Origin of the sequence: Tessaracoccus sp. MC1865 (assembly GCF_017815535.1) — a bacterium.
GTDB lineage: Bacteria > Actinomycetota > Actinomycetes > Propionibacteriales > Propionibacteriaceae > Arachnia.
Genome location: NZ_CP072596.1, coordinates 209,740 through 226,097 on the forward strand (window position 1 = coordinate 209,740; position 16,358 = coordinate 226,097).

Genomic DNA, 16,358 nt, shown 5'->3' on the forward strand with positions numbered 1-16,358 from the left:
GATGAAACCCGCCGATTACGCATTCGGGCACGGGGATGAGCGTTTCGACGTCACCCACTACAGCCTGGACCTCGCCTGCAACGTGACCACCAACCGCCTCACGGCGAAGGCCGAACTGACGTGTGTGGCGCTGGCCGACCTCACGGACGTGCAGCTCGATCTCCACTCGCTCAAGGCCGACAAGGTGCTGGTCGACGGTGCCGCCCCGGCCAAGGTGACGCACAAGGGCGCGCGGCTGACGGTGAAGCTGGCCAAGCCCGTGAAGGCGGGGAGCCCGTTCGCCGTCTCGGTTAAGTACTCGGGCAAACCCAAGCCGGTGCCCGGCCTGTTCGGCGGCGCGGGCTGGGAGGAACTGACCGACGGCATCCTGGTGTCGTCGCAGCCGTACGGGGCGCCGTCGTGGTTCCCGTGCAACGATCGGCCGACGAACAAGGCCAGCTACCGGGTGGCCGTGAAGTACGCCGGGTCGTACTGGGCCTCCGGTAACGGCACCGTGGTCGAGCACGTCGCGCGCGGCGGTCAGCACCAGTGGGTCTTCCACCAGCCGGAGCCGATGCCCACCTACCTCGCGGCGCTGCACATCGGCGTCGGGGTGTCGCGGCCCGTCGCGTCCGGGGCGAGCGTGCCCGTGGAGATCGTGCATCCGCCCCTCGTCAACGTGGGCGTGGGCAGCGCCTTCGAGCGGCAGGGCGAGATGGTCACGGTGTTCGAGGAGATGTTCGGTCCCTATCCGTTCGGCGGGTACCGGGCCGTGGTCACCGAGGACGCGCTCGAGATCCCCCTCGAGGCGCAGGGCATGAGCATCTTCGGCGCCAATCACGCGGCTGCCGGCTGGGCCAATGAGCGGCTCGTCGCCCACGAGTTGGCGCACCAGTGGTTCGGCAACAGCGTCACCGTCGGCAACTGGAGCGACATCTGGCTGCACGAGGGTTTCGCCTGCTACGCCGAATGGCTGTGGTCCGAGGCCTCCGGCGGGCGGCACGCGGCGTCGCACGCCCAGGAGCACTGGCGGCGGTTGGCGGCCCTGGCGGTGCCCGGCCCGCTCGTGGACCCGGGGCCGGCGCGCATGTTCGACGACTGGATCTACAAGCGCGGCGCCCTCACCCTGCACGCCCTCCGGACGGAGATGGGGGAGGAGCGGTTCTTCACCGTGTTGAGGCAGTGGAACGTGCGACACCGGTTCGGCGTCGTGTCGACGGACGATTTCATCGCCCTGGCGGAAGAGGTGGCCCAGCAGAAGCTGACCGCGCTCTTCGACGCCTGGCTGTTCAGCAAGAAGTTGCCGGCCCCGCAATGACGGCCAGCGCAGCCTGGTAGCCCTCGACCGGCAGGTCGGTCAGGGTCACGGGCGGCCGTCCAGGGGCGACGGCTGCCTGACCCAGATCCTGGACGGCGGACGGCTCCACGCGGAGCCCGCAGCCCCAGGCCTTGAGCGCGGCTTCCTTCCGCACCCAGGCAGCCGTGCGGGCCGCGGCATCCGGGTAGGGGGCTTCGATGCGGTGGCGCAGCACGCGGTCCAACGCCGGGTCCGCGGCCGCGTCAGCTACCTCGATGTCCACCCCGAGCGCAGCGGCGCGGCCGAAGGCGACGAGTACCACACCGTCGGCCCTGGAGAGGCTGACGGCGAGCGGAAGGGTGTCGCCGTGAAGGGTCAGGGTGGGAACGCCGTGGGCGGTACTCCCGCACTGCTGGCACCGGTGGCTCACGCGAAGATCGGCCGGATCGAGGCGACGGGCCTCCGCCACCGCCTTGATGAGCAGGTCGTGGGCATCGCCATCCCCGTGAGCGACCCGGATGGTGGTCTCGCCGACGGTCAGGGACATGCGCGCAGCCTACGGGAGCCGATTCATCACTGGCTGCATGGAAACCGTGGGCCTGTGGCGTATAGATGGACATGGAGGCAGTGATGACCCGGTTCGAGTCCGCGACGGCGGGATTCGATCAGTACGTCGAGCAACGTGCTGGCGAGCTCTACTGGTCTGCCTGGCTGCTGACCGGTGACCACCAGCACGCCGAGGACCTCGTGCAGACTGCGCTGTCGAAGACCTACCAGCGCTATGCCACCTTCGATAGCAACCGCCACTTCGAGAGCTACGTCCGCACCACCATGTACCGCACGTTCGTGTCATGGTGGCGACGGCGGAGTTGGCGCTCCGAACTGCCCACCGAGGAGGCTCCCGAACGGGGTGCGCCCGACGAGATCGCCGACCCGGATCTGCATCGCGCCCTGGCGAACCTCCCGCGCCTCCAACGAACGGTGCTCGTGCTGCGCTACTTCGACGACCTGCCCATCCGTCAGGTGGCCGAAGTGCTGCGTCTCCCCGAGGGCACCGTCACCTCCCACGCCTCGCGCGGCCTCGCCGCCCTGCGCCGGTCGCCGCACCTGAAGGACTGAGACATGAACGAGAACGAACTCTCCGACGCGATGCGCCGCTCGCTACCGCCCCGCCCCAACGCGAAGGGATGGGCCGACGGCGCCCGCCGCAAGGCGCGCACCCGCCGCGTCGCCGTCGCAGCGGCGGCGGTGGTGGCCGTGACGGCTCTCGCCGTCCCGCTGGTGACGCAGCTGTCGGGCGACCCCCGCGACATCGTCGCCTCGCCCGCCCCCACCACCGCGCCGCCCGAGCCCGCCGCGCCATGGATCCCGGAGGCCTGTGGAATGACCGGCGCCGAACCGCTCGTCGACGGCGACCTCCCGGCCGACGCGGCCCGCCTCTGGCTGTGCGGCGCCCCCGCGAGCGACAGCTACCCGATCGCCTTCGTCGGCGCCAGTGAACCCCTCGAGGGTGAGCGCGTGGCCGAGGCGCTGGACAGCTTCAACGCCCTGGCGCGCTCCGAGGGTGTCCTCGACTGCATGGGCGGCTTCCATCTGCCGTTCACCGCGGTGGCCGAGTATCCCGACGGCACCCTCAGGGGTGTGCGCATGGGTGGCTGCGGCGAACTGGTGGACGCCGTCGACTACACGGGCGGGTTCCGCGAGGGTGGCGACGCGTACCTCGCTACGCTCGAGAAGCTCTGGGCCGCCCAGCGCGACGACAAGGCCACAACGTGGGACGGCATCGACGTCTCGTGCACCGGGACGACCCAGTCGCTGTGGTCCGAGGTGGACCCGGCACGCCTGACCCGCGCGTTGGCCTGCGTCGACGGCAAGCCGGTGGAGCTGCCCGCAGACATCACCGACGACATGCTCGCCTCCGTCGCGACTGACTTAACCTCCGACGGTCGGCAGCCGCTGATCTTCGGCGCCCCGGAGTTCGTGCTGCTGACCGCCGCCGGCGACCCCGTCGCCCTCCTCCGGTGGGGCGACGGGTTGGCGTGGCACCACGACTCCGCCTACCGCACCTGGACCATGCCGGAAGCGCTGCGCCAGCGCATCGACGACTTCCTCGCCCAGCTGCCGGCGCCAACCGCCCAGCCCACCGTCGACCCCACCTCCGCGCCCCTCCCCGAGGAGCCCCTGGAGGGTTTACTACCGCAGGTGTGCGCCGACGTCGTGGGCGGCGTCCTGTCGCCCGACACGCTCGCACCCACCGACATCCTGCCCGGCGGCGTGCAGCGGGCCTGGTTCTGCGGCGACCCCCGGGGCTTCGGCGGCGTTGGCCCCGTCGAGCCGCTGACGACGCAGCCCGACCGGATCGTTGAGGCGATCAACGGGCTGCCGGTCTCGACTGCCGACGCCTGCACAGAGGTGGGCGGCCCCACGTACCACGTGGTGCTCGACTACGCCGACGGCGAGCGTCGCGTCATCGCCATGGAGACCGTCAACTGCCAGTTCGTGGCGGGCACCCGCGAGGGTGGGGGCCAACTGGTCGACGACGTCCTGACCCTGTGGCAGGCGCAGCGCGAGGCCACGCCGCAGCCCTTCACCGACGAGGTGGCCCTCTGCTCGCCCTACGACGAGAACGGCTACGCGCCGCGGCTGGATTCGGTGCTGCCCGTGCAGCGGGCCGAGCTGACCAGGGGCGTGGCGTGCGGCCTCCCCGAGGGCACAGAGGGCTTGGACGTGGCGCCCCGCGAGGTGGCGTTGCCGCCCGAGCTGGTGTTGGCCATGGGGCAGAGCCAACTGGCACCGCTCGACCCGCTCCAGCCCAGCCACGCGGGCTGGCCCACGGGGCTCCCGGTGCTCATCATGCTGAACCAGTTCGGTGACCCGCTCAGCGGCAACGTGGGGCCGAACGCCGCAGCGGTGACGTTCATCAATGAGGTCACCGGCGAGCAGGGCGTCTGGACGCCGACCGAGGCGGAGCGCGCCCAGCTCCTCGAGGTTCTCGCCACCATGCGCACCGACGGCTGACCCGCGTCGCCCGCCTGCTAACCCCCCAGCAGGCGGGCGACACCCGCCGCGACGGCGCCGACGACCACCACCACCAGGTACGGGGCCTTCAGCCGCAGCGCGACGGCGGCCGCCAGTAGGGCCACGACCCGCGCGTCGAGCCGCACCTCCTGGCCCGTGACGAACGTGTTCGCGGCCACCAGGCTGGCCAACAGCCCGACGGTGACGCCGTGGCTGAGCGGCAGCACCCACGGGTTCTCCAACCACCGCTCGGGCACGAGGTAGCCCACGAACTTCGTGCCGAACGCGATCAGGCAGGCCACCAGAATCCAGATCCACAGGCTCATTGCGCGTTGACCCTCCTGGTCTGCAGCACCGTCACCACGATGGCCACCACTGCGGCGAGGATGATCGGAATACCCCCGGGAACCACGGGTGCCACCGTGACGGTCACCACGGCGGCCAGCACCGCGATCACGATGGGGTCGCGGCCCTTCAGCCGGGGCCACAGGAGGCCGAGGAACGCGGCGACGGCGGCTCCGTCGAGGCCCCACACCTTGGGGTCGCCCAAGGCGTTACCTGCCAGCGCGCCCAGGAGCGTGAAGAGGTTCCACAGCACGAACACCCCGAGGCCCGCGGCCCAGAAGCCGCGCCGCTCCTCGTCGCTGTCCTCGGTGCCCGACGCCACCGCGATGGACTCGTCGATGGTCACCTGGGCCGCGGCAACCTTCCGCCAGCCGTGCGGGCGCAGCATCGCATTGGCCGTCACGCCGTAGACCGCGTTGCGGACCCCCACCAGCGACGCCGCGGTGGTGGCCGCGCCGAGCGAGCCGCCGCCGCCGAGCACCCCGATGAAGGCGAACTGGGAGCCACCGGTGAACATCAGCAGGCTCAGCGCGCAGGCCTGCCACACCGACAGGCCGGCGACCACCGCCAGGGCGCCGAAGGAGATGCCGTACAGCCCGGTGGCCAGCCCAACGGACAGCCCGCGCTTCTGCGCGGGAGTCAGGGCCTTCACTCGTACTGCTCGCTCAACTCGACGACGGGCAGGCGCATGGTGAAGCGCGCGCCGCCGTCGGGATCGTTGCTGGCCTTCACCGTGCCGCCGTGGGCCTCAACGGTGTGGGCCACGATGGACAGGCCCAGGCCGGTGCCGGGGGTGTTGCGCGCCTTGTCCGAGCGGTAGAACCGGTCGAAGATGTTGGGCAGGTCCTCTTCCTCGATGCCCGGCCCCTGGTCGATGATCGTCAGCGTGCCGTCCATCAGGAACACCCGGATGGTGGCCTCCGAGGGGGAGAACTTCACGGCGTTGTCGAGCAGGTTCGTGATGGCGCGCTCCAGGGTGGAGGCGTCGCCCATCACGGGGGTGGATTCGAGCGCGACGTCGAAGTGCAGGTTGGGGCCCCGTCGCGCCGCCCGCGCGAGCGCGGACTCCGTGACCTCTGCCATGTCCAGTAGCTCGTGGTGTCGCTGCAGGTGGTCGTCGCGGGTGAGCGCGACGAGGTCGCCGACGAGGGCGGAGAACTCGCCCAGCTGGGCGGCCACGTCGCCGAGCACCTCGGAGCGGGCGCCTTCTGGCAACATGCCGGTGTTGTCGTCGGCCAGGAGCAGCTCGACGTTGGTGCGCATCGACGTGAGGGGCGTGCGCAGCTCGTGGCCGGCGTCCGCGATCAGCTGCCGCTGCTGCTCCCGCGACTGCTGCAGCGAGCGCAGCATGGTGTTGAAGGATGTGGTGAGTTCGCCCAGGTCGTCGCGTCCGTAGATGCGGATGGGGTTGAGCTGATCGGTCTGGGTGACGGACTTCACCGCCCGCGAGAGCCTGCGCACCGGCGCCAACACCGCGCGGGCGGCCCACAGCGCGGCGGCGGTGGTGGTCAGGATGCCGAGCATGCCGGCGACGAACTGCACCACCCACAGCGAGCCGAGCGTGGCCTGGAGGGCCGTCAGCGGGCGCGCGTACATGACGGCGTAATACTCGCCCTCCACTCGCATCGGCACCGACACCATGCGGTAGGTCTGCCCCTCGAAGTCGACGCTGCGCGCTGACGAACCGGAGTTCAGGCGCGCGATCGCGATCTCCTCCGGGCCTGCGTACAGCGTCTCGCGCTGGCCCGACACCTGGCTGATCGTGCCCCTCGCGGAGACCACGCCCAGCAGGCCGCCGGAGGAACCGAGTGAATCGGGCGACAGGCCGCCCAGGGTCGCCACGTCGAGCGACACCGTGCTGGAGGCGTTCTGCGCCACCTGCACGAGTTCCTCGTCAAGCTGTTCCAGCAGGGACCACCGGGTGGTGACGAAGGAGGCGCCGCCCACCACGAGCACCGACGCGGCCACGCACACGGCGGTCAGCAGCGCCAGGCGCCACTGGAGCGACTGGCCGCTGACGAGACGACCGATCCCGCGTCGGAGACGGATCCACCAACTCCAGATCACGGGGGCGTTTCACGGAGGACGTAACCGATCCCGCGCACCGTGTGAATGAGGCGCGACCTGCCGCCGGCCTCAGTCTTACGGCGCAGGTAGCCGATATACACCTCGAGCGAGTTCGCCGTCGTTGGGAACTCGAAGCCCCAGACCTCGTTGAGCAGCGTGTTGCGCTCCATCACCCGGCGGGGGTTCTCCATGAACACCTGCAGCAGCGCGAACTCGGTGCGCGTCAGCGAGATGTTCTGTCCGTCGCGCGTCACCTCCCGGTGCTGCGTGTCGAGCGTGACGTCCTGGAACGTCAGGACCTTTGATTCAGCTTCGGTGGCGGGCTTCGAGCGCCGGGTGAGCGCCCGGAGGCGGGCGAGGAGCTCGTCGAGCGCGAAGGGCTTGACCATGTAGTCGTCGGCGCCGGCGTCCAGGCCGTCGACGCGGTCGCCCACGGCGTCGCGCGCCGTCAGGATGAGGATGGGGATGTCGTTGCCGCCCTGTCGCAGCATGCGGGTGGTTTCCAGCCCGTCGAGCCGGGGCATCATGACGTCCATGATGATCGCGTCGGGCTGCCAGTTCACGAGCCTCGCGAGGGCTTCGACGCCGTCAGCGGCCGTCTGCACCTCGTCACCGGAGTAGGTCAGGGAACGTGCCAGGGAATCACGGACGGCCTGATCGTCGTCAACCACCAAGATCTGCATAGCCCCACCCTGTCATCTTCGCCGGACGAGATGTCATCCTACCTGCGTCTCTGATTCAACCACGCACCGGCGACACGCGCCCGCCAGGTGGTCGTCTGGCTACGCTGAGGCCCATGTCCAGGTTGGTTTTCGTCTGTTGGGGCAACATCTGCCGCTCTCCCATGGCGGAGCGCGTTGCGCGTCGCATGATCGACGAGCAGGGGCTCGACATCGAGGTGGAGAGCTTCGGCCTGTCAACGGAGGAGGCGGGCAACGGCATCGACCGCCGCGCCGTCGCCGTGCTGGCCGAGCACGGCTACGACCCGGCCGGCCACCGCGCCCGGACCATCCGGGCCGAGGACCTCACCGGCGACACCCTGTTCGTCGCCGTGGAGCCCTTCCAGGTGGAGCGGCTCCGTCGTCTCGTCCCGACGGCGAACGTCGTCCTGCTGAACGACCTCAACCCCGCCAAGCCCCAGGGCGAGCCGCTCATCGACCCCTGGTACGGCGACAAGGAGGGCTTCTACGTCACGCTCACCGACATCGAGGCCGCGATGCCCGGCATCCTCGAGGCGGCGCTGCGCGCCTAGCTGGCGCGCCACTGCCACGCTGGTCCATTCCATCGATGGCCGACATCGCCGGGCGATGGCCGCGCCGGGCATATTCTGTGAGCTTCCGAACTCAGCGAAAGGCGACACCATGAGCCTGCTCGGCCGCTCCTTCCTCAAGGAACTCGATTTCACCGCCGACGAGTGGCGCTCCCTCCTGGAGCTCTCCGGCGAGCTGAAGGCCGCCCGTCGTGAGCGCCGCGAGGAGCAACGCCTGGTGGGCAAGCAGGTCGCGCTGCTGTTCGAGAAGACCTCCACCCGCACGCGCTGCGCCTTCGAGGTGGCGATGGCGGACCAGGGCGGCACCACCACCTACCTCGATCCCTCCGGGTCCCAGATCGGCCACAAGGAGTCGGCCGCCGACACCGCCCGCGTCCTGGGCCGCTGGTACGACGGCATCGAGTACCGGGGCTCCGGCCAGGCCGTCGTCGAGACCCTGGCGGAGCACGCCGGTGTGCCGGTCTACAACGGACTCACCGACGACTGGCACCCCACGCAGATGCTCGCCGACCAGCTCACCATGATGGAGCACGCCGGGAGGCCCCTCAACGAGATCTCGTTCGCCTTCCTCGGCGACGCGCGCAACAACGTCGGCAACTCGCTCCTGATCAGCGGCGCCCTCATGGGCATGGACGTGCGGATGATCGCCCCGACGCAGCAGCAGAACGCCGACGGGGTGGTCGCCGAGGCGCGCCGCCTCGCGGAGGCCAGCGGGGCGCGCATCACGATCACCGACGACACGGACGCCGTCGAGGGCTGCGACTTCCTCTACACCGACGTGTGGGTCTCGCTCGGTGAACCCAAGGAGGTCTGGGCCGAGCGCATCGACCTGCTGCGCGGCTACCAGATCAACGCCGACCTCATGGCCAAGGCCGGGCCCGGCGCGAAGTTCATGCACTGCCTCCCCGCGTTCCACGACCTCAACACGACGGTGGGTCAGGACCTCTTCAGCCAGTTCGGCCTCACGGGCGTCGAGGTGACCGACGAGGTGTTCGAGTCGCCGGCCAGCGTCGTCTTCGACCAGGCCGAGAACCGCATGCACACCATCAAGGCCGTCCTGGTCGCCACGCTCGCGGGCTGACCGACGCCACGGCACGGCAAAGGGCCGGGCTTCCACTGGGGAAGCCCGGCCCTTGCCGGTTTCAACCGATCAGTTCTTGGCGAACATCACGATGTTGTTGAACACCCATTCGTTGCTCTGCGAGAAGACGTAACCGCTCTTCTCGCCGGCGACGGCCTTGTAGACGGTCGCCATGGCGTACGAGCGGCAACCGTCGCGACCGGTGGCGGCGGTGCCGCACTCGGTCTTCCACTGGCGGCCGTCGGCGGCGGTCCACGAGCCTGTGTTGGCCAGCGGGTTGTCGCCCCAGAGGGAGCGCTTCGCGGGCAGGTAGGTCAGGTTGTTGAAGGCCCAACCGTTGGTCTGCACGAACTTGCCGTCGACGATCTTGATGGTGCTGGCCCAGATCTCCGTGCGGCAACGCTCGGTCTGCGAGTAGGGCTCGCAGGTGGTGCGCCACTGGCGACCGTTGATGTTGTGCTCACCGGCGAGGGTGTACGGAGCGGTCCGCTTGAACTCGGGGGCCGGCGTCGGCGTCGGTTCAGGCTTCGCCTTCAGTTCCACCGTGACCGGGAAATCGATGATCGTCCCGGAGTCGAGCACGACGAACGTGAGGACCTGCGCACCGGCCGGAGCCTCGGTGCCGACGGGGAGCGTGACCGTGATGGTGGCCACGCCGTCGGTGACGGTTCCCGAGCCCACCTCGACGTCGCCGATGAAGGCGACGATCTCGGTGTTGGCCAGAGGGGGAGAGACCTTGTCACCCTCGCCCAGTTCCATGTCGAGGGCACTGAATGTGAACGTCAGACCTGCGCCACCCTCAACCAGGACATGGGTAGACGGCAACGCGGACTCGACGCCGCGCTTTGAGTAGTCGGGGGCCAACACTTCCTGATCGTTGACCCAGCTGACCCAGGCCTCAAGGTCAGCGCGGCCCGCGTCTGCCTTGTTTACGCCTTCACCGAAGGTGTAGAACTGGTCGCCGCCACCAATCAGGAACTCGCCGGAGACGAGCGTGTAGAGCTTATCGGCGTCCAGCGGCTCCCCGTTGATGGACACCGACGTCACCCGCTGGTCAAGGGGCAGCGATGAGTCGTAGGTGTAGCCGACATTGTCGGAGAGACCCACGCGGAGGATCGAACGATCGAAGCCCTCCGTCGGCGGCTCGAACTCGATGCCGTCGGCGCCGCGCTGCCACTGCTCCTCAAGGACCTGCTTGAACTGGGCACCCGTGAGTTGGATGGTGAACAGCGAGTTCGCGAAGGGCAGCGTCTGGGCCGCCTCGCGGTAGGTGATGTCGCCTGCGTCGAACGAATCGCGCGTGCCACCGGGGTTCTGGATGCCGATGACGTTGTCGGCATCCCCGTCGCCCACCACCTCAAAGAACATCTGGGCGACCATGTTGGTCATGGGCGACTCGGTGTTGCGCACGTCCGAGTTTCCGGTGGGCGTGGAGATGGCGTCTTCGGCCGCACCTATGACCACCTGTCCGACGACATCCGCTTCGTCCCGCGCGGCCTGCACGAGTGTGTTGATCTCCGCCACTACGCCGTTGGTGAGGTCGACCGCGTCGAGGCCCTCGTTGATGGTTGCCTCTGCGCCGCAGAGGCCGCCGCTAACGGTGTCGACCGCGAGCGTCACCTCTGCCAGTTTCGCGCCGTACGAACCTGCCTGGACGACGGGGGCGCCGCTGGGCAGGTGCTGGATGTACGTAGCGTGCGTGTGACCGGTGAAGACAGCGGCGATCCGCTCGTCCAGAGCCTCCAGCATTGCGTCGGTGGCGCCCTCATGGATAGCTGCCACGACGATGTCGGCCTCTCCGTTGGCCGACTCGCCGTCGAGCAGTTCGTCCGTGACGCGGTTCACAGCGGTGGCCTCGTCAGAAAAGGTCAGGCCTGCGATGCCGTCGGGGGACACCAGCCCCGGCGTGGCCTTCGTGACGGCACCGACGATGGCGATGTCAAGGCCAGCCTTGGTCACGATCGTGTAGTCCTCGATCGGCAGCGGGGCCTCCCCGTTGTATTCGACGTTAGCGGCGAGATAGGGGAAGTCTGCGATTTCGCTGACCCGATCGGACAGGTCGGTCCAGCCGCGGTCCAGTTCATGGTTGCCGACGGCGGATGCCTCGAGGCCGAGCGAATTGAGGGCCTCGAGGGTCACTTCGTCCTCGGTGACCATCGATTCGAAGATGCTGGCGCCGATGTTGTCTCCCACGGAGAGGACGGCGACGTTGTCCGCCCCCTCGGTGGCACGGATGCGCTCGATAGTGGTTGCCAACGGCATGATTCCCGTGTAGGGCCTGCGTGCCGAGCCGTCGCCGCTGGTGAGAATGCGGCCGTGCAGGTCATTGAATCCAAGCAGTGTGACGGTGTCGTTCGCCGCTACACACGCGCTGATGGCGGCGTTCGCGGGTGTGGAGGTGGCGAATGCGAGCCCGCTCGCCACCAACGCGGTGGCGGCGAACGACGCAGTCGCTCGTGTGAAGGTGTTGGTCATGTCTCTCCGATGCTGTGGGCATTAAGACCGCCACCCCCCCCGGGTGGCTAGTTGTCACTCTTGAGCCTTGTCACAGGAAGGTCAAGCCCGTTACCGATTGTTAACGTTCACTTCACCACAAAGTCACCCGTACGGGGCAGGGAAGGGGTTGTTGTGAGGTTCCCACAACAGATATGGGCAAGCTGTGGAGCTGGGGGCAACGGGGGAAGGTGGAACCCCTAAGCTACGCTTGCGTAAGTTACGGTTACGTAGGTTGAGACCGGAAGGAGGCCGCGTGCGCGGTCAGAGCCACGACATGGTGCAGTTGCTCACCCCCGACGGGCAACGGGTCCACAATGACGACTTCGAATTCAGCGGGAGCATCGACGACCTCGTCGGCTACCTCCGCGACATGATCCTCGCCAGGCGCTTCGACGCCGAGGCCACCGCCCTCCAGCGCCACGGCGAACTGGGCATGTGGCCGCCCCTCCTCGGCCAGGAGGCCGCGCAGGTGGGCTCAGCCCATGCGGTGCGCCCCGCCGACGTGGTGTTCCCCAGCTACCGCGAGCACGCCGTCGCGATGGTGCTCGGCGTACCGATGACCAACTTCCTGCGCCTGTTCCGCGGCACGGACCACGGTAACTGGGACAACCTCGAGAAGTTCCGCAACTACCAGATCGTCATCGGCTGCCAGACGCTGCACGCCACCGGCTACGCGATGGGCCTGCAGTTCGACGGCGCGGTCGGCCCGGACGCCGACGAGCCGGCCGCCGTCATCGCCTACCACGGCGACGGTGCCTCCAGCCAGGGCGACGTCAACGAGGCCTACGTCTTCGCCGCGTCCTACAACGCGCCGGTGGTCTTCTTCTGCCAGAACAACCAGTGGGCCATCTCCGAGCCCATCGCGCTGCAGAGCCGCATCCCGCTGTACGAACGCGCCCGCGGCTTCGGCTTCCCCGGCGTGCAGGTGGACGGCAACGACGTGCTCGCCGTGAAGGCCGTCACGGACTGGGCCCTGGAGCGCGCCCGCAACGGCGAGGGCCCCACCTTCATCGAGGCGTTCACCTACCGCATGGGCGCCCACACCACCTCCGACGACCCGACGAAGTACCGCACGGGCGCGGAGGAGGAGGAGTGGAAGGGCCGCGACCCCATCTCGCGCCTCACCACCTACCTGCGCAACGAGGGCGCCATCGACGACGAGTGGTTCGCGCAGATGGACGACGAGGCCAGGCAGTTCGGCGTCGACCTCCGGGCCAGCATCAACACGTTCGAGTCGGTGACCATGGACAGCGTGTTCGCCAACGTCTACGCGGAACCCTCCGTCGCGCTCGAGGCGCAGCGCCGCGAGTACCACAACTACGTCGCCGCCGGGGAGGACGCATGACCGAGACACTCACCATGGCGAAGGCCCTCAACCGGGGCCTTCGACGGGCCCTCCAGGCAGACCCGAAGGTGCTGCTCGCTGGCGAGGACATCGGCAAGCTCGGCGGCGTGTTCCGCATCACGGAGAACCTGCAGGCCGAGTTCGGTGAGAACCGGGTGATCGACTCCCCGCTCGCCGAATCCGGCATCGTCGGCACCGCCGTGGGCCTGGCGATGCGCGGCTACCGCCCCGTCGTCGAGATGCAGTTCGAGGGGTTCGTGTTCCCCGCGTTCGCCCAGATCGTCACCCAGGTGGCCAGGCTCCACGCCCGCACGGGCGGCCAGACCCGCATGCCGATGGTGATCCGGATGCCCTACGGCGGCGGGGTGGGCGCCATCGAGCACCACTCGGAATCGCCCGAGGCGTACTTCGCGCACACCCCGGGCCTCAAGGTGGTCACCTGTTCGAACTCGAACGACGCCTACTGGATGATCCAGCAGGCCATCCAGTCCGACGACCCGGTGGTCTTCTTCGAACCGAAGCGCCGCTACCACACCAAGAGCGTGGTCAACTTCGCGTCGCGCCCGGAGCCGATGCACCAGGCCTCCATCACCCGCTACGGCACCGACGCGACGCTGCTCTGCTACGGCCCCATGGTGAAGACCTGCCTCGACGCGGCCGCCGTCGCCGCGGAGGAGGGCACCTCACTCGAGGTGGTGGACCTGCGCAGCCTCAGCCCCGTCGACTGGGTCACGATCATGTCGTCGGTGCGTCGCACCAAGCGCGCCATCGTGGTGCACGAGGCCCCGCTGAGCCTGGGCCTCGGCGCGGAGATCGCAGCCCGCCTCCACCAGGACCTGTTCTACGTGATGGAATCGCCTGTACTGCGGGTGACCGGCTACGACACGCCCTACCCGCCGTCGCGGGTGGAGGAGGAGTTCCTCCCGTCCGTGGACCGCATCCTCGACGCCGTCGACCAGTCCCTCGCATTCTGAGCCCGAAGGAGCATCCCATGTTGCGCCAGTACCTGCTTCCCGATCCGGGCGAGGGCCTGCTCGAGGCCGAGATCGTCGCGTGGCGCGTCGCCGTCGGTGACGTGATCGAGGTCAACGACGTCCTCGTCGAGATCGAGACCGCCAAGTCGCTCGTCGAGCTGCCGTCCCCCTACGCGGGCACCGTCACCGCGCTGCTCGTCGCAGAGGGCACCACGGTGGACATCGGCACCCCGGTCGTTGAGATCGAGGACGGCGCCCCCGCTGAGGCCACGCCCGCCATCCCGCCGCAGGACGATGCCGACGACGCCGACGAGGCACCGGGCCCCAACCTGGTGGGATACGGCGCCTCCGACACTCCGTCGACGCGCCGTCGTCGTCGCCACCAGAGCAGCCCCTCCGAGGTCAACCAGACCAGCGAGGCCCTCTCGGCTGCCTACGGCCAGCACGAGCCCGGCCGTCGCCCCGACGAGGTGCACCCGGCCGAGGCGGTGCACGCGCAGGCCACCGGCGATCCGTTGCCCACGCCGGGCACCGCCCCGTCGGAATCCACCCTGGTGCTGGCGTCGGACCCAGGCGACTCCAAGGCCAAGCCGCCGGTGCGCAAGTACGCCAAGGACCTGGGCGTGGACCTGAGCACCGTGGTGGGCACCGGCCCCGACGGCACCGTGACCCGACGCGACGTCGAGGCCGCCGCCGCATTCAGTTTCCTCGACGAACAGCCCAGGCAGGGCCGGATCATCAACGACCAGGCCAGCTTCCAGGGCACACCCCGCGACTCGCACACCGCCAACGGGGGCGGCTTCGGGCCGACGGAGGGGCTCGGCGGCTTCGACCCGTTCCAGGGCCGCTCGGAGCGACGCGTACCCATCAAGGGCGTGCGCAAGGTGACGGCGGAGAACATGGTCCGCTCGGTCAGCACCAAGGTGCACGTCACCGAATGGATCACCGTCGACGTCACCGGCATGATGGATTTCGTCGAGACGCTCAAGGAGCGGCGCGAGTTCGCCGGGCTGAGGGTGTCGCCGCTGTTGGTCTACGCGAAGGCGATCTGCCTGGCGCTCGGCCGCAACCCGGACCTCAACACGAGCTGGGACGCCGACACCCACGAGATCGTCTACCACGCCGACGTGAACCTCGGTATCGCCGCGGCTACGCCGCGCGGGCTGATGGTGCCCAACATCAAGGGTGCGCAGCGGCTGGGCCTGCTGCAGCTGTGCCAGGCCATCAACCAGCTGGTGCAGGTCTCCCGCGAGGGCAAGCTGCAGCCCGGCGACTACGCCCGCGGCACCTTCACCATCACCAACGTCGGCGTCTTCGGCATCGACGCGGGCACGCCCATCATCAACGGCAACGAATCGGCCATCTTCTGCATGGGGGCCATCCAGCGCCGCCCGTGGGTGGTGGGCGAGGGCCACAACGAGCGCGTGGAGCCGCGGTGGGTCACCACCCTGGCCGTCGCCTTCGACCACCGGATCATCGACGGTGAGCAGGGCTCGCGGTTCCTGCACGACGTGGCGTCGATCCTCGCCGAACCGGCCCTGGCGCTGCTCTACTGACACCTGGCAGCGGGTACGCAGAAGGGGCGGAAGCGTAACGCTTCCGCCCCTTCTCTGTGCTGGCACTCAGACCAGGGGGGTGTCCTCCGCCGGGGCGGCTTCCGTGGTGTCCTGCCTGGTCAGCAGGCCGGTGGCCGCGACGCCGACCTCGAGCACGGCGCGCAGCATCATGATGCCGAACACCGCCAGGCCGGCCGTGCCGAAGAGGGTGATGAAGAGGTCCAGCGGGTACTCAACGACGTAGCTGAAGGATTCGATCAGCTGGAACAGCCACCACACGGCGATGCCGATGGTGCCCACCAGGAAGATCAGTCCGGCGGAGCCGGGCAGCGACGCGCGCTTGAACCCGAAATCGAACGGGCTGGGCTTCTTCTCGGCGGGGACGGGCGCCGGCCCACCCTGCCACTGGCCGGTGTAGCCGGTGCCGGCGGGGTAGTTACCCTGCTGCTGGTCCCAGTTCTGCTGGGCCTGCTGGTCCCAGTTCTGCTGCTGGGTCTGCTGCTGCTGCCAGGCCTGCTGCTGGTTCCACTCCTGCTGCTGGTTCCACTCCTGCTGGTTCCAGTCCGGGACGGTCTGCTGCTGCGGCTGGGCCTGGTGCCAGTCTCCCGCGCTGGGCTGCGGTTGGGCCTGGTGCCAGTCTCCCGCGCCTTGCTGCGGCTGGGCCTGCTGCCAGTCCTGCCCGGCGGCGGGCTGCTGAGGCTGCCCCCACTCGGTGGCCGAGGTCTGGCCCTGCTGTGTCCAGTCAGCCTGCTGCTGCGCCCAGTCGTGCTGGGTGGTGGGCTGTTCTGCTGCGCCACCTTCCGGCTTCTGGGGCGGGTAGTCGCCGCCCTGGCCGGTGTTCCACTGTTGGTTAGACATGCAATGAAGTCTGCCACGCTCCCGGACCATGGTCGCGGACGCCGACCGTGCCCGTGCGCGCGCCGTCACCGG

The 16,358-nt window shown here is 69.1% G+C and carries 15 protein-coding genes; 8 read left to right on the forward strand and 7 right to left on the reverse strand.

What is annotated here, in order from left to right; genetic code table 11:
* Position 1: 1 nt before the first annotated feature.
* The gene (locus J7D54_RS00900) at positions 2-1,297 is read left to right on the forward strand and encodes a M1 family metallopeptidase (RefSeq protein ID WP_182762940.1); all 1,296 of its coding nucleotides are present in this window, start codon (positions 2-4) and stop codon (positions 1,295-1,297) included.
* Here the strand turns inward: J7D54_RS00900 and J7D54_RS00905 are convergent.
* Complete coding sequence (locus tag J7D54_RS00905; protein ID WP_182762939.1) at positions 1,269-1,823, reverse strand: 4'-phosphopantetheinyl transferase superfamily protein; 555 nt, start codon at positions 1,821-1,823, stop codon at positions 1,269-1,271. The genes J7D54_RS00900 and J7D54_RS00905 overlap by 29 nt on opposite strands.
* A gap of 83 nt (positions 1,824-1,906) precedes the next feature.
* Between J7D54_RS00905 and J7D54_RS00910 the strand changes: the two genes are divergently transcribed.
* Both J7D54_RS00910 and J7D54_RS00915 read left to right on the forward strand, forming a co-directional pair.
* Positions 1,907-2,395, forward strand: coding sequence for a SigE family RNA polymerase sigma factor (locus tag J7D54_RS00910; protein ID WP_182762938.1), 489 nt, complete (start codon positions 1,907-1,909; stop codon positions 2,393-2,395).
* 3 nt (positions 2,396-2,398) lie between these two features.
* Positions 2,399-4,294, forward strand: a complete 1,896-nt coding sequence (locus tag J7D54_RS00915) for a hypothetical protein (protein ID WP_182762937.1) — start codon at positions 2,399-2,401, stop codon at positions 4,292-4,294.
* A gap of 17 nt (positions 4,295-4,311) precedes the next feature.
* Here J7D54_RS00915 and J7D54_RS00920 read toward each other — a convergent pair whose 3' ends face one another.
* Genes J7D54_RS00920 through J7D54_RS00935 form a run of 4 tightly spaced genes read right to left on the reverse strand, consistent with a single transcriptional unit; the run spans position 4,312 to position 7,389 of the window.
* Positions 4,312-4,620, reverse strand: a complete 309-nt coding sequence (locus J7D54_RS00920) for an AzlD domain-containing protein (protein ID WP_076062443.1) — start codon at positions 4,618-4,620, stop codon at positions 4,312-4,314.
* Positions 4,617-5,291 carry an AzlC family ABC transporter permease gene (locus J7D54_RS00925; protein WP_209455176.1) on the reverse strand — a complete coding sequence of 225 codons (675 nt, stop codon included), beginning with the start codon at positions 5,289-5,291 and terminating at the stop codon, positions 4,617-4,619. The genes J7D54_RS00920 and J7D54_RS00925 overlap by 4 nt, the downstream gene beginning before the upstream one ends.
* Complete coding sequence (locus tag J7D54_RS00930; RefSeq protein ID WP_182763350.1) at positions 5,288-6,670, reverse strand: cell wall metabolism sensor histidine kinase WalK; 1,383 nt, start codon at positions 6,668-6,670, stop codon at positions 5,288-5,290. Before J7D54_RS00930 ends, J7D54_RS00925 begins: the two co-directional genes overlap by 4 nt.
* Positions 6,671-6,702: 32 nt before the next feature.
* Positions 6,703-7,389, reverse strand: coding sequence for a response regulator transcription factor (locus tag J7D54_RS00935; protein ID WP_182762935.1), 687 nt, complete (start codon positions 7,387-7,389; stop codon positions 6,703-6,705).
* 113 nt (positions 7,390-7,502) lie between these two features.
* Here J7D54_RS00935 and J7D54_RS00940 point away from each other — a divergent pair, with 113 nt between their 5' ends.
* A complete protein-coding gene (locus J7D54_RS00940) occupies positions 7,503-7,958 on the forward strand; it encodes a low molecular weight protein-tyrosine-phosphatase (protein ID WP_182762933.1) in 456 nt (151 codons plus the stop codon).
* Positions 7,959-8,067: 109 nt separating this feature from the next.
* Positions 8,068-9,057 (forward strand): ornithine carbamoyltransferase, encoded by a 990-nt coding sequence (gene argF, locus J7D54_RS00945; RefSeq protein WP_182762931.1) that lies wholly within the window; start codon positions 8,068-8,070, stop codon positions 9,055-9,057.
* 69 nt (positions 9,058-9,126) lie between these two features.
* On the opposite strand, the gene J7D54_RS00950 is transcribed toward argF, so the two are convergent.
* A complete protein-coding gene (locus tag J7D54_RS00950; RefSeq protein ID WP_182762929.1) occupies positions 9,127-11,532 on the reverse strand; it encodes a bifunctional UDP-sugar hydrolase/5'-nucleotidase in 2,406 nt (801 codons plus the stop codon).
* Positions 11,533-11,806: 274 nt separating this feature from the next.
* Between J7D54_RS00950 and pdhA the strand changes: the two genes are divergently transcribed.
* From pdhA to J7D54_RS00965, 3 genes are read left to right on the forward strand one after another with little or no spacing between them, the layout of a single operon-like run.
* The gene (pdhA, locus tag J7D54_RS00955; protein WP_370585832.1) at positions 11,807-12,898 is read left to right on the forward strand and encodes a pyruvate dehydrogenase (acetyl-transferring) E1 component subunit alpha; all 1,092 of its coding nucleotides are present in this window, start codon (positions 11,807-11,809) and stop codon (positions 12,896-12,898) included.
* Positions 12,895-13,872 carry an alpha-ketoacid dehydrogenase subunit beta gene (locus J7D54_RS00960; RefSeq protein ID WP_076062458.1) on the forward strand — a complete coding sequence of 326 codons (978 nt, stop codon included), beginning with the start codon at positions 12,895-12,897 and terminating at the stop codon, positions 13,870-13,872. Before pdhA ends, J7D54_RS00960 begins: the two co-directional genes overlap by 4 nt.
* A 17-nt stretch (positions 13,873-13,889) precedes the next feature.
* Positions 13,890-15,428 (forward strand): dihydrolipoamide acetyltransferase family protein, encoded by a 1,539-nt coding sequence (locus J7D54_RS00965; protein ID WP_209455177.1) that lies wholly within the window; start codon positions 13,890-13,892, stop codon positions 15,426-15,428.
* Between the two features lie 66 nt (positions 15,429-15,494).
* On the opposite strand, the gene J7D54_RS00970 is transcribed toward J7D54_RS00965, so the two are convergent.
* Positions 15,495-16,286 (reverse strand): DUF4282 domain-containing protein, encoded by a 792-nt coding sequence (locus tag J7D54_RS00970; RefSeq protein ID WP_182762927.1) that lies wholly within the window; start codon positions 16,284-16,286, stop codon positions 15,495-15,497.
* Positions 16,287-16,358 lie beyond the last annotated feature (72 nt).